This window comes from Egicoccus sp. AB-alg6-2, from assembly GCF_041821025.1.
Taxonomy (GTDB): Bacteria; Actinomycetota; Nitriliruptoria; order Nitriliruptorales; family Nitriliruptoraceae; genus Egicoccus.
Window position 1 is genome coordinate 340725 of sequence record NZ_JBGUAY010000004.1, and the last position, 12241, is coordinate 352965.

The following is a 12241-nucleotide window of genomic DNA, read 5'->3' on the forward strand; positions in this document are numbered from 1 at the left end:
GTCTACGACTCCAGGCGGCGGACCGCGCGCAGGCGGGCCGCGGTGGCGCGGGGATTGGCGGCGGCCTCGTCGGTGCCGGGGCGTTCCGGACGGCGGATGACGTGCTCCACCTTCGGCGAGCGCCCGCAGGCACAGACAGGGAAGTTGGGAGGGCAGACGCACCCGGTGGCGGCCTCGGCGAACGCACGCTTGACCGCGCGGTCCTCGAGCGAGTGGTAGCTGAGGACGGCGAAGATCCCGCCGACGGCCAGGCGCTCGACCGCGACCGGCAGGACGGACTCGAGCGCCTCGATCTCGGCGTTCACCGCGATCCGCAGGGCCTGGAACGTCCGCGTCGCCGGGTGCCCGCCGGTGCGGCGCGCCGCCGCGGGAATGGCGTCGCGGACCACCTCGGCGAGTTCGGTGGTGCGGGAGAACGGTCGGGCGGCCACGACGGCCCGCGCGATGCGGTCCGCGAACTTCTCGTCGCCGTAGCGGCGCAGGATGCGGGACAGCTCGCGCGCGTCCAGATCGTTGACGAGGTCGGCGGCCGACGTCGGCAGGTCCGGATCCATCCGCATGTCCAGCGGGCCGTCCTGGCGGTAGCTGAAGCCCCGCTCCGCCTGGTCGACGTGCATCGACGAGATGCCGAGGTCGAGGAAGATCGCCGCCACCCGGTCGAGGCCGAGGTCGTCGAGCACGGCGCCCATGGCGTCGAACCGGGTGCGCACCAGGTGGGTCGAGACCGGCGCGTCGATGCCCCCCAGTCGCGCCTGCGCCAGTTCGAGCGCGTGCGGGTCGCGGTCGAGACCGACCAGCGTCGCCGACCCGTAGCGCGAGGCGCGGGCGGCGAGCACCGCGGCGGCGTGACCGGCGGCTCCGAGGGTGCCGTCGACGTAGACGCCGTCCGGTGCGTCGCCGAGGAGGTCCACCACCCGCCCGAGCATCACCGGCACGTGCGCCGCTCCCCCGTTGCCGGGGGCGACGCGTTCGGGCGGCTGGGTCATCAGGGTCACGATCATCCGAAGGCGAAGGGGCCGTCGAGGGTGGCGAAGGCCTCCTCGGCGGTGTCGCGGTACTGCTCCCACGTGGCGCGGTCCCAGATCTCGACCTTCTCGTCCGCACCGTTGACGGTGAGGTCCTTGTCGAGGCCGGCGTAGGCGCGCAGCCGTGGCGGCACCGTGACGCGGCCCTGGGCGTCGGGGGTCTCCTGGTGCGCGCCGGCGAGGAACACCCGCAGGTAGGCGCGAGCGCGCTGGTCCTCGCGCGGCACCGCCCGCAGTTCCTCGACGCGGCGTTCGAAGGCGGTCAGCGGGTAGACGTCGATGCAGCGGTCCTGGGACGGGGCGAACACCAGTCCGCTGGAGAGCCGCTCCCGGAAGCGGGCAGGCAGGATCACCCGACCCTTCGCGTCCAGCGTGTGCTGGTGCTCTCCGAGGAACAACCCGGTCCCGCCATCTGTCGCCGCGCGCTCTCCCCCGTTCGGGAAAGCCCTCCACTTCGCACCACTCTACGGCACTCGAGCACCTGTCGGCAACGACCCCGGACACGAAAGCGCAGGTCAACGCCGACTTCGGTCGTCAGCGGCCCGCGCCGGGGATCTCCGACCCCGAACGCGGCGGTACCCGGCAAAGCGGGCAGAACGCCGCGCCATGGCAGCGCGGTGGCGCGAAGTGGTGGAACCGGTGGGGCGAAGTGGTGCGGCGGCGCGACCGCGTGCGGCGAGGTGCGGCGCGCGACGCCGTGAAGCCCGGGGCCCTAGGTCGTCGGGTCCATCAGGCGCAGCAGTCCCCCGAACCAGATCGAGGACAGCGTGCGGACCACCGACGCGCGCTGTTGCTCGTCGTCGGTGGCCATGCCCTGGGTCGCGTAGCCCTCGACCATCGCGACGAGGGCGGCCGCGGCGACGCCGGCGTCGTGCGGGGTCGCCGCCAGTGCCGGCTCGAGGTTCTCGGCGACCCGTTCGACGTAGCCGCGACGCACGTCACGCAGGCGGTCGCGGAAGTGCTTGTCGTGGGCCGCGGCCTCGAACCAGGCGCGAACGACGTCGGCGTGCTGCGAGAACACGTCGACGAAGCGGTCGATGACGGCCGCGATCGTGGCGAGGACGTCGGAGCCCTCCCACGGTTCGTCCACCACGGCCTGCAACTGTCGGGCCGTCTCGTCGATGAGCGCGTCGAGCGCCGAGCCCTTGTTCTCGAAGTAGGTGTAGAAGGTGCCGTGGCTGACCCCGGCCATGGCGACGATGTCCTCGACCCGCGCGGCGGCGTACCCGCGCTCGGCGAACACCGCCCGGGCGGCCTCACGCAGGCGCGCCGCGGTGCGTTCGCCCCGCGTGGTCCGGGGTGCGACGGAGTCGCCGGTCACGTCCGCTCCTGTTGGTCATCCGTGGCCGCACCGTAGTGGCCGCGGACGCCGACCCGCGAGACGAGGGCACGATCTTTGACACCGACGTCGACGTCGGGCACGGTGACCGGACCGAGCCAGGAGGTGGGTCGTGTCCTTCGTCTGTGACGGGTGCCGGCAGCAGTACGAGGGCCGCCGCGTGGTGTTCAGCACCGACGCCACCGATGCCCACGGCGTCGACGTCGAGGTGACGAAGCGCTGGGTGACCTGCCCCGCCTGCGCCGACGACGTGTTCGAGCGCATCGGGCTGCCCTCCCCCTGGGACGCCGCTGACGGGCGGACGCTGACCTTTCCCGACGAGGCGTTCGCCGACACGGCGCCCGGCTCCTGACGGGCATCGGTACCATCGGCCGCGGTCCCGTTCGGGAGGGGCCTCGGGGCGTTCCCGGGTCGCGGATCCCGCCGTGGGGCGTCCGGCCGGAGCCTCGGACGGAGCGAGTCGGACGGGGAGGACCGTGTGACCACCACCGACGGCGCGACGCGCCGGCGTCCGGACCTCTCGGCCGTCGCCGAGACGTTGCACGCCATCGAGCGCAACGTCACCGAGGTCGTGCGTGGGAAGCCGCAGGAGGTCCGCCTCGCCCTGATCACCCTGCTCGCCGAGGGCCACCTGCTCGTCGAGGACGTCCCGGGGGTCGGCAAGACCCTGCTGGCCAAGGCACTGGCCCGTTCGATCGACTGCTCGGTCTCACGCGTGCAGTTCACCCCGGACCTGCTGCCCTCGGACATCACCGGCGTCACGGTGTACTCGCCGGACACCGGCGAGTTCGAGTTCCGACCCGGACCGGTGTTCGCGAACCTGGTCCTCGGCGACGAGATCAACCGTGCCGGCCCGAAGACCCAGTCGGCGCTGCTCGAGTCCATGGAGGAGCGCACCGTCACGATCGACGGCACGACCCACGAACTGGCCCGGCCGTTCATGGTGATCGCGACCCAGAACCCGATCGAACTCGAGGGCACCTATCCCCTGCCCGAGGCGCAACGCGACCGCTTCCTGATGCGGATCTCGATCGGCTACCCCCACCAGGACGACGAACTGGCGATCCTGCGCACGCACGGTCGCGAGGATCTGGTCCGCACCATGCAACCGGTCGCCGACGCCGCGGCCGTCGCCGAGGCCATCGTCGCCATCCGCGACGTCCACGTCAGCGACGCGGTCGCGCGCTACCTCGTCGCCCTGTGCCGGGCGACCCGTGCGCACGGCGAGGTCGAGCTCGGCGCGTCCCCTCGCGCCTCGCTCGCACTGATGCGCGCCTGCCGGGCCGCCGCCGCCGTGGACGGGCGCGACTTCGTCACTCCCGACGACGCAAAGGCGCTCGCGCCGCACGTGCTGCCCCACCGCCTGATCCTGCGACCCGAGGCGCAGCTCGCCGGACACGCACCGCACGACGTCGTCGCCGACGTGGTCGACGGTGTGCCCGCACCCACGGAGTGACGCCGGTGCCCGACCGTTCGAGACGCGGGCCGCTCGGGCTCCTGACCGAACGCGGCCAGGGACTGCTCGTGGCGATCGTGCTGCTGTGGGCCGCCGCCCGCAGCTTCGGCATCCCCGAACTGCAGATGGCGGCCGTCGGGGTGCTCGCCCTCCTGGTGCTGGCCGTCGTGTTCGTGCTCGTGAGCTCGGCACGTCTGCGCGTCGAGCGACTCGTGCGGCCGGGCCGGCTGTTCCACGACGGTCAGGGCGAGGTCGTGCTGACACTGCGCAACGTCGGTCGACTGCCGACGGCGACTCTGGAACTTCGCGACGACGTCCCGGCCATCCTCACCGCGCGCGGGACGGCCGTCATGGCACCGTTGCGACCCGGGGCACGGGCGACGGCGCGCTACCCGATCCGTGGCCTGCAGCGCGGCCGCTTCGACGTCGGCCCCCTGGTGGTGTCGATGCGCGACCCGTTCGGCGTCGTCGTCCGCGCGAGGACCATGGGCGACACCGCGCCGCTCGTCGTGTACCCCCCGATCTGGCGGCTGCCGGACGGCGTCCCGCTCGGTGGAACCACCACGATGGGCGGGGAGGGCCGCCCCCGTCCCCAGCCGAGCGGCGAGGACCTGTCCAACGTCCGCGAGTACGTGCGCGGTGACGACCTGCGCACCGTCCACTGGGCCAGCACCGCGCACCGCGGCAAGCTGATGGTCCGCCAGTCCGAGGCGCCCCAGGACCCGCGCGTCGTGCTCCTCCTCGACGTCCGTGCGAGCCGCCACCTCGGACGCGGTCCGTCCTCCAGCTTCGAGACGGCCGTCTCGGCCGCGGCCAGCATCACCTACCACGTCTCGGCCAAGGGTCGGCAGGTCGCGCTGGTCGACCGTCCGCTGCGCGCGGCGCCCCTCGCCCTGTCGTGGCAGGAGTGGCTGGAGCGGCTCGCCGACGCCGAACCCGAGGACGTCGACCTCGCCACGTTGGTGCACCAGGTGGGACAGGGCACCGCCGGTGACGGGACCCTGATCGTGGTGACCACCGTCCCCGACGCGGCCGAGCTGCGTGCCCTGGTGCGCGCGGGGCGCGGGTTTTCCACCCGCGTCGCCGTCGTGGTGGACGCGTCGAGCCATGCCGGCCGCCCCGACGACGAGGAGGCCGCACGGACGGGGTCGACGGCTGCCGCGATGCAGGCGGCCGGCTGGCGCGTGACCGTCGTCGGCGCCGGTGACCGGTTCGACACCAAGTGGCAGGACCTGATGCGGCGGCCCCGACTGAGCGCGGGGGCCCAGCCGTGAGCGGGCGCGGCACCGTCCTCGCGACGGCCGTTCTGCTGCTGGTCCTGAGCACGCTGCCCGCCTACGCCCGGGTCTTCGAAGACGGCGCGTGGCGGGGCCCCGTGGTGTTCGCGAGCCTGCTGGCCCTGGCGTCCGCCGTGGCACTGCGGGCGCTGCGCGTGCCGTGGTGGGGTGCGCTGCTGGTGTCGGCCGCCGGGCTGACGATGCTGACCTACGTGTTGCACCTGCCGCCCGGCCCCCTGGTGCCCGGCAGCGAGCAACTCGACCAGGCGCAGGCCCTGTTCGCGTCGGCCGTGGTCGAGTTGCGCGACACGCCGAGCCCGGCACCGGTCCTTCCGGGCCTGCTGCTGCTGCTCACGTCGGGCTTCTGGGTCGTGACGCACGTCGCCCACGAGGTCGTCGTCCGTTGGCGGCGCACCGGCCTGGGCATCGTCCCCGTGCTCACGCTGTGGGCCGTGCCACTGGCGATCACGTCGGGAGCGGGACGCACGTGGGCCGTAGCGGCGCCCTTCCTGGCCGCCGCCGCCTTGCTGCTGCTGCTGTCGGCACCCGATGCCCTCCCGGCCGCCGCCGACCGGCTGCCGCGTGCCTCCAGCAGCGGGGTGGCGGTGGGTGCGACGGCCGTGGCCGCCGCGCTCGTGCTCCCCGGCATCCTGCCGGGATACGGCGCCGAAGCCTGGGTCGACATCGCCGGCGGCTCCGATCCCCGCGGATACCAGCCCATCGTCGACGTGGCCGAACGGCTGAAGCTGCCCGACGACCGCGACGTGCTACGGGTGCGCAGCGAGCGGCGCACCTACCTGCGGCTGGCCGGACTCGACAGCTTCGACGGCTTCACCTGGCGGCTGGGACCGGCCGGCGAGGGGTCCTACCAGCCCGACCCGAGCGCGTTGTTCTCCGCGCGCGACGTGCTCCCGCCCGAGGCCGAGGCGGCCCGCTCCGAGCCGCTGTTCGTCGACGTCGAGGTCCTCGAGCTCGAGAACATCTACGTGCCGGTCCCCTACCAGCCCGTGCAGGTGCTCGGACCCCAGCGAAACGAGATGGTGTGGTCCACCGAGGGCGGGTTCCTCGCCACGTGGGACACCGTCGACGGCGAATTGGCGGGCGAACCGCGCGTCGGGGTCCGCGAGGGGGTCAGCTACCGCGTCCAGGCCTCCCGCCCGTCGCCGAGCTACGAGGAGCTGTCGCAGGTCACCGTCGACGACGCGCAACGCCAGCGCCTGACGCAACTGCCCCGGGAGTACGAGCGACTGCGGAGCCAGGCCGAGCAGGTGTACGAGGCGGCGGGCGCCGAGACGATGGTCGACCGCGCCCTCGCGCTGCAGGAGTGGTTCATCGGCGAGGACGGCGGGTTCACCTACGACCTCGACGTGCCCGCGTTGCGCGGCGACCAGGCCCTGGAGCGGTTCGTGCTCGAGGACAAGGTCGGCTACTGCGAGTACTTCGCGACGGCGATGGCGGTCATGCTGCGCGAGACCGGCATCCCGGCGCGGGTCGCCGTCGGTTTCCTGCCGGGACGCCTGTCCCAACCGGCCGACCCGGAGCGCGGCCGCGAGGTGGACGAGTACACGGTCTCCACCCGCGACGCGCACGCCTGGGTCGAGGTGCTCTTCCCCGGTTACGGCTGGATCACCTTCGAACCGACCCCGCGGGACGACCGCACGCAGATGGTGCCGCGCGAGGAGGACCTGCTCCCCCTCGAGAACGAGCGCGAGCGCGCGGCCCGCGAGCGCGCCGAAGCCGGGCAGGACAACCCCGACCGCAACCCCGTACAACCCGACGGGCTGCCGCTTCCGGAAGCGGACACCAACCCGCAGGCGCAGGCGCCCTCGGGCGGGACCCAGCCGGACCGCGCACCGCTCTGGCCACTGGCGCTGCTGGCGCTGGGACTGGTGGCGGTCGCGGGCGTGACGGTGCGGTCCCAGCGGGCACGGGCACCGGCGCACGACGCCGCGCCCGAGCAGCGGGTACTGGCCGCCCAACGGCAGGTCCTGGCCACCGCGGCGTCGTTCGGGCTGGTCCGTCGCCCGTCCGAGACGACCCCGGAGCTGATCCGGCGCTGGCAGGCCGAGGTCCGCATCGGGAACGAGGGCACCCGCTTCGCCGCACTCGCCCAGCGGGCGGCGTTCGGTGGCGAGATCGCTCCCGAGGACGCCGAGGATGCCGAAACGCTCGCGGCGCGACTCTCCGAGGACCTCCGTACGTCGGTCGACACCCGGGGGCGCGTACTGGCGCCGCTTCGGGTGCCGTTCGTGGAGGGCATGAGCCGGACCCGCGAGCTGGTGGGCGCCGCCCGGGACCGCTTGGGCGGCTGAGCGAGCCGCCTCGACGGCTGGTGACCACGGCGCGGGCCGCGCGGGTGCGGCGTGGTCAGCCGGCCTCGTCCGGCGGAACCGGTGCCGGCGTCGGCGTCTCGGGTCGCTCGCGAATGGCCGTCGCGCCGAGAAGAATCGCACCGAGCAACAGGGCCATGCCGACTGCGCCGAAAGCGATGTTGAACGTCAGCCCGATCAGGGAGAGCACGCCGACGACAGCCATCGCGACGGCGAGTCGCAGCCGGAGGGTCCGCGACGGCCCGGTGCGACGACGTCGCGCCCGGGCAACGAAACGAGGATCCTCGGCGGCGAGCTGGCGCTCGATCTCCGCGAGGATCCGCTCCTCGTGCTCCGACAACGGCATGTGGGTTCCACGTGACCGACAGTGGGGAGAATGTACCGACGGCCCGCAGGCGGTGCACCCCGACGAGTGGCCGATGCGCGCCCATCCCCCGTGCCGGTCTCCGCCATCGCGCGCGGACCATCCGGCCGCCGCTCGACTCCGGCGGTCGGCGCCCCCCAGGCGCCGCACCCGCAGCGGCGTCAGGCGCCGACGAACACGGCCGGCCGCCTCTGGAGCCGAGCGGTCACGGCCTCGGTGAAGTCGGGTCCCGTGATGCAGGCGACCTGCGCCTGTGCCTCGGCGGCGAGCGCCTCGTCGCGCCCCCGTCCGAGGTTCTCCCGCAGCAGGCGTGGCGCACGCCGCAGCGCGCCGGGACCAGCGGCGAGCCGGGCCGCGAACTCGTGCGCCTGCCCGCGCGGGTCGTCGTTACCGAGGGCGACCTCGGCCAGCCCGATGGCCAGCGCCTCCTCGGCCGCCACCGTGCGGGCGGTGAGCGTCAGCTCCGTGGCGCGCCCGAGGCCGAGCAATCGCGGCAGACGCCAGGTTCCGCCGAGGTCGGGCACCAGGCCCCAGTCGGCCTCCTTGACCGCCAGCTGCGCCGAGGGCGCCACCGCACGCAGGTGGCACGCGATGGCGAGCTGGATCCCGGCGCCGTAGCAGTACCCCTCGATGGCGGCCACCGTCGGCTTGTCGAGGTCCTCGTAGGCGGTGAACGCGGCCTGCAGCCGGGCGATGAACGCCGACTCGACGCCGTCGCCGATCTGGTCGCCGAACACGCCGACGTCGATGCCGGCCGAGAAGACCCCGCCGTCCCCCGCGACCAGCACCGCGCCGACAGCCGGGTCCGCCGCGGCCTGCTCGGCGTGCTCGTGCAGCTGGTCGAACACGGCCACGCTCATGGCGTTGCGCTTGTCGGGGCGCCGGATGGTCACGTGCGCCACCGCCTCGTGCACCTCGTACGTCACGACCTCGCCCACAAGACGCCTCCCGTTCTCGCCTACCCGCCCGCACGTCGCGGGGCCGTCAGCGTAGGAGCCGGCTGCTGCGGCGCCCCGCCACGCTCACGCGTCGTCGAGGCGGCGGTCCTCCGCGGTCGGTGCGGCCTCGGGTTCCTCCTCGTCGAGCAGTGCGGCGTAGGACACGCCGATGCCACGGAAGCGTTCGGCGACGCTGTCGGCCACACGTTCGACGTCCTCCCAGCGGCGGTCGCCCCACGCCGCCGACTCCTCGCCGGCGTCCAGGGGGAACAACTCCGTCGGGGCGTCGAGCGCGAGTTGGCGGGCCGCGTCGCCGTCCCCGAGGTTGGAGACGCCGACCCCGAGCAACCGGACCCGTGCGCGCTCGAGGCGCAGGCCGTCGAGGAGGCCGCCGGCCACGGTGACCAGGTCGTGGGTCCGATCGGTCGGCGCCCGCAGCGTGGACGAGCGCGTCACGGTCTCGAAGGAACCGAACCTCACCTTCAGCGTGATCGTGCGTCCCGAGAGTCCGGCCTTGCGCAGGCGCCGGCCCACCTTCTCGCACAGCCGCAGCAGCTGCCGGCGCAGGACGTCGGGGTCGTCGATGTCCTCGTCGTAGGTCTGTTCGGCGGACACCGAGCGGGTCGGGTTGACGGGGGTGACCGACCGCGGGTCCTCACCCCTCGCCAGGCGGTGCAGGTGGGTTCCCGTCACGTCGCCCACGACCCGCTGCAGCGTCCGCAGGTCGGCGTCGGCGACCTGGCCCACCGTCGTGAACCCGTAGTCGGCCAGCCGCTCGACGGTCTTCGGTCCGGCCCCCCACAGCTCCGCGACGGGCAGGGGCCGCAGGCGGTCACCGACCTCGGCGGCGGGCCAGTGCAACAGCCCGTCCGGTTTCGCCCTGGCCGAGAGCAGCTTCGCGACCGACTTCGTCGGGCCGATCCCGACGGAGCACGGCAGCGCCAACTGTTCGCGGACGTCGGCGCGGATCCGCTGTCCGATCTCGGTCGGCGAGCCGAACAGGCGGACCGCGCCGGCGACGTCGAGGAAGGCCTCGTCCAGCGAGAGCGGCTCCACCAGCGGGGTGTAGTCCCGCAGGATCGACATCACCTGTCGCGAGACCTGGCGGTAGACCTCGAACCGATGTCGGGCGACGACCAGGTCCGGGCACAGCCGCCGGGCGCGGACCATGGGCATGGCGCTGCGGACGCCGAACCGGCGTGCCTCGTAGGAGGCGGCGGCGACGACGCCGCGGTTGCCCGCTCCACCGACCACGACCGGGCGACCGCGCAACGACGGGTCGTCCCGCTGCTCCACCGAGGCGAAGAAGGCGTCCATGTCGACGTGCAGGATCGGTTCGGTGACGACCGACACCTCACACCTCCGGCCCAGCGGCCCGTGACCACACGATCGAACGGACGTTCGCTGCCGCAGCGTAGCCTCCCGGCGACCCGTGCCCGAGGCGACCCGCAACGGGATCGGTGGCGTGACCTGCCATCGTGAACGATCACTAACATGCCGTCGTCGTCGTCTCCGAGGTCGTGCCCGCCGTGCCCATCGCCACCGTCCCCGACCACGTCGCGGTCGCCGTCCCCGACATCGAGGCTGCCGCGGAGCGCTGGCACGACCAGCTCGGCGGGGGCTGGGTCGGTCCCCGCTTCCCGGTGGCCCACGCCGGCTTTGCGACCCGTCAGTTGCGGTACGCCGGTGGAGCGAAGCTCGAACTGCTCGAACCGACGACCCCGGACGGCTTCGCGGCCCACTTCCTCGCCCGCTTCGGGGCCCGGATCCACCACGTCACCCTGAAGGTCGCGGCGCTGCTGCCGGCGGTCGAGCGTCTGCGGGCCGAGGGGCTCGACGTCGTGGACGTCTTCGCGGAGGGCGACGTCTGGCACGAGGGCTTCCTGCGCCCCTCGCAGGTCGGCGGGCTGATCGTGCAGGTCGCGTGGAGCGGCCGCAGCGACACCGAATGGGCCCAACTGGCCGGGCTCGAACCCGAGCCGCCGGCCCAGGGTGCCGCCCGGCTGCTGGGTCCCACGCTCATGCATCCCTCACCGACCACGGCCGCCGACGTCTGGCGGCGACTGGGTGCCGAGGTCGACGGCGACGACGACGGGGTGCGCGTGCGCTGGCCAGACGCGCCGCTGGACGTCGAGATCGTGCCGGGTGCGACCGCCGGCCCGGTGGGCCTGAGATTCCAGAGCGTGCCGATGTCGGCGGACGCGGCGGGCGACCACCCGCCGGGCGAGGACGCCGTCGCCGGTCCCCCGGTCCTCGTCCCGGCCGGTCGCGGCTGACCGCCCCGTCGCCGCCCGCCCGCCGTCCGTCCACGTCGCTCGAGGTGGTCAGGCGGCCGAGCTGTCGAGCCCCGCGACCTCGAGGGCCTCCGTGAGGGTGTCGACCACCGGGACTCCCACCGCCTCGAGTTCGGCCCGGGGATGCGAGCCGCCGTCGTAGAGGATGCAGCGCGCCCCCACGTGGTCGGCGGCCAGCGCATCGTCGATGGCATCGCCGACGACCAGGATCTGGTGGGGGGCGGCGCCGGTCACGGGCAGGACATGACGCAGGTGGGCTTCGAGGTGCGGCGCCTTCGGTCCACCGCCGGGGCCCCGCAGGCCGTCGATGCGCAGGAAGCGGTCGTCGATGCCCAGCCGCTCCACGAGCGGCACGAGCTCACGGTGGCGATACATCGACAGCAGGGACTGCGACCGACCCAGCCGCGCCACCCGGTCGAGCGCCACCTCGGCGTCCACGGCCAGGCGCGCCCGCTCGAGTGCCGTCGCGTAGCCGTGGTGGTAGACGTCGTCGAGGCGGTCCCACTCGTCGTCGGAGATCGCCCGCTCGAACAGCCGCTCGTAGAAGGTCTTGACCGGGCGGGTGTACAGCCGCTGGTAGGTCGCCAGGTCCGTCGGTGGCAGACCGCGGTCGGCGAGGACGGCGTTGAGCGCCTCGACGACCAGCAACTGGTCGTCGAGCAGCGTGCCGTTCCAGTCCCAGACCAGATGTCGGATGTCGGTCATGACGGGGCAGGCTACTGGTTGCAGGGCACGGGCCCGTCGACGCGGTCGGCGGCGACGTAGGCGTCCTCGCGGTCATGGCGGCCGTGCCCGTCCCGCGAGTCGTAGCGGGCGATGGCGAGCCCGCGCTCGATCAGCCGGAGACCGGCGTCCGTGCCGTCCACGTCGAGGTAGCGCAGCAGACGGTCGTAGCGGTCGCGGTCGTCGCGGGCTCCCGCGACCAGGTCCACCTGCCGTCCGTCGACGAGGTCGGCCATGGCGGCGGCAGCCTCGACGTAGCCGCACTCGCCTCGTTCGGGCGTGTCGATCCCGATCACCCGGATGCGCTCCTCGGTGCCGTCCGCGGCCCGCACGTCGACCGTGTCGCCGTCGACCACGTGCACCACCGTCCAGCCAGGTTCGGTCACCGTGGCGTCCCGACCGGCCGGGGGCAGGCAGGCGCTCAGCAGCACGCCCATCACGGCCAGGAACGCCAGCACGGCGCTCAGCGTGTCGCGCATCCGGCGTCCTCGTCCT

General features: G+C 73.6%; 13 protein-coding genes. 5 read left to right on the forward strand and 8 right to left on the reverse strand.

Annotated elements, in window-relative coordinates:
• Positions 1 to 2: 2 nt before the first annotated feature.
• The 3 genes from rsmH to ACERMF_RS08835 form a co-directional block, all read right to left on the reverse strand.
• Complete coding sequence (gene rsmH / locus ACERMF_RS08825) at positions 3 to 986, reverse strand: 16S rRNA (cytosine(1402)-N(4))-methyltransferase RsmH (RefSeq protein WP_373668693.1); 984 nt, start codon at positions 984 to 986, stop codon at positions 3 to 5.
• Positions 987 to 997: 11 nt separating this feature from the next.
• Positions 998 to 1423 carry a division/cell wall cluster transcriptional repressor MraZ gene (gene mraZ / locus ACERMF_RS08830; RefSeq protein ID WP_373668694.1) on the reverse strand — a complete coding sequence of 142 codons (426 nt, stop codon included), beginning with the start codon at positions 1421 to 1423 and terminating at the stop codon, positions 998 to 1000.
• A 314-nt stretch (positions 1424 to 1737) separates the two neighbouring features.
• Positions 1738 to 2346 carry a TetR/AcrR family transcriptional regulator gene (locus ACERMF_RS08835; protein WP_373668695.1) on the reverse strand — a complete coding sequence of 203 codons (609 nt, stop codon included), beginning with the start codon at positions 2344 to 2346 and terminating at the stop codon, positions 1738 to 1740.
• A gap of 130 nt (positions 2347 to 2476) precedes the next feature.
• On the opposite strand from ACERMF_RS08835, the gene ACERMF_RS08840 reads away from it, so the two are divergent.
• The 4 genes from ACERMF_RS08840 (at position 2477) to ACERMF_RS08855 (ending at position 7409) form a co-directional block, all read left to right on the forward strand.
• Complete coding sequence (locus ACERMF_RS08840; RefSeq protein ID WP_373668696.1) at positions 2477 to 2716, forward strand: hypothetical protein; 240 nt, start codon at positions 2477 to 2479, stop codon at positions 2714 to 2716.
• 126 nt (positions 2717 to 2842) lie between these two features.
• A complete protein-coding gene (locus tag ACERMF_RS08845; protein ID WP_373668697.1) occupies positions 2843 to 3820 on the forward strand; it encodes an AAA family ATPase in 978 nt (325 codons plus the stop codon).
• Positions 3821 to 3825: 5 nt separating this feature from the next.
• Positions 3826 to 5094 carry a DUF58 domain-containing protein gene (locus ACERMF_RS08850; RefSeq protein WP_373668698.1) on the forward strand — a complete coding sequence of 423 codons (1269 nt, stop codon included), beginning with the start codon at positions 3826 to 3828 and terminating at the stop codon, positions 5092 to 5094.
• Positions 5091 to 7409 carry a transglutaminaseTgpA domain-containing protein gene (locus tag ACERMF_RS08855; RefSeq protein WP_373668699.1) on the forward strand — a complete coding sequence of 773 codons (2319 nt, stop codon included), beginning with the start codon at positions 5091 to 5093 and terminating at the stop codon, positions 7407 to 7409. The genes ACERMF_RS08850 and ACERMF_RS08855 overlap by 4 nt, the downstream gene beginning before the upstream one ends.
• Before the next feature lie 55 nt (positions 7410 to 7464).
• Here ACERMF_RS08855 and ACERMF_RS08860 read toward each other — a convergent pair whose 3' ends face one another.
• The 3 genes from ACERMF_RS08860 to ACERMF_RS08870 form a co-directional block, all read right to left on the reverse strand.
• Positions 7465 to 7773, reverse strand: a complete 309-nt coding sequence (locus ACERMF_RS08860; protein WP_373668700.1) for a DUF3040 domain-containing protein — start codon at positions 7771 to 7773, stop codon at positions 7465 to 7467.
• Positions 7774 to 7952: 179 nt separating this feature from the next.
• Complete coding sequence (locus ACERMF_RS08865; RefSeq protein ID WP_373668701.1) at positions 7953 to 8717, reverse strand: enoyl-CoA hydratase/isomerase family protein; 765 nt, start codon at positions 8715 to 8717, stop codon at positions 7953 to 7955.
• 96 nt (positions 8718 to 8813) lie between these two features.
• A complete protein-coding gene (locus ACERMF_RS08870) occupies positions 8814 to 10082 on the reverse strand; it encodes a DNA polymerase IV (RefSeq protein WP_373668702.1) in 1269 nt (422 codons plus the stop codon).
• 176 nt (positions 10083 to 10258) lie between these two features.
• Here ACERMF_RS08870 and ACERMF_RS08875 point away from each other — a divergent pair, with 176 nt between their 5' ends.
• Positions 10259 to 11005, forward strand: a complete 747-nt coding sequence (locus tag ACERMF_RS08875; protein WP_373668703.1) for a VOC family protein — start codon at positions 10259 to 10261, stop codon at positions 11003 to 11005.
• Positions 11006 to 11053: 48 nt separating this feature from the next.
• Here ACERMF_RS08875 and ACERMF_RS08880 read toward each other — a convergent pair whose 3' ends face one another.
• Entirely contained in the window at positions 11054 to 11728 is a 675-nt protein-coding gene (locus ACERMF_RS08880; protein WP_373668704.1) for an HAD family hydrolase, read from the reverse strand.
• 11 nt (positions 11729 to 11739) lie between these two features.
• Positions 11740 to 12225 (reverse strand): thermonuclease family protein, encoded by a 486-nt coding sequence (locus ACERMF_RS08885; RefSeq protein ID WP_373668705.1) that lies wholly within the window; start codon positions 12223 to 12225, stop codon positions 11740 to 11742.
• Between the last annotated feature and the right edge of the window lie 16 nt (positions 12226 to 12241).

Bases quoted from the DNA above. Each gene is read 5' to 3' on its own strand.
- rsmH (WP_373668693.1), bottom strand. From the start codon at position 986: ATGACCCAGCCGCCCGAACGCGTCGCCCCCGGCAACGGGGGAGCGGCG.
- ACERMF_RS08885 (WP_373668705.1), bottom strand. From the start codon at position 12,225: ATGCGCGACACGCTGAGCGCCGTGCTGGCGTTCCTGGCCGTGATGGGC.
- ACERMF_RS08880 (WP_373668704.1), bottom strand. From the start codon at position 11,728: ATGACCGACATCCGACATCTGGTCTGGGACTGGAACGGCACGCTGCTC.
- ACERMF_RS08860 (WP_373668700.1), bottom strand. From the start codon at position 7,773: ATGCCGTTGTCGGAGCACGAGGAGCGGATCCTCGCGGAGATCGAGCGC.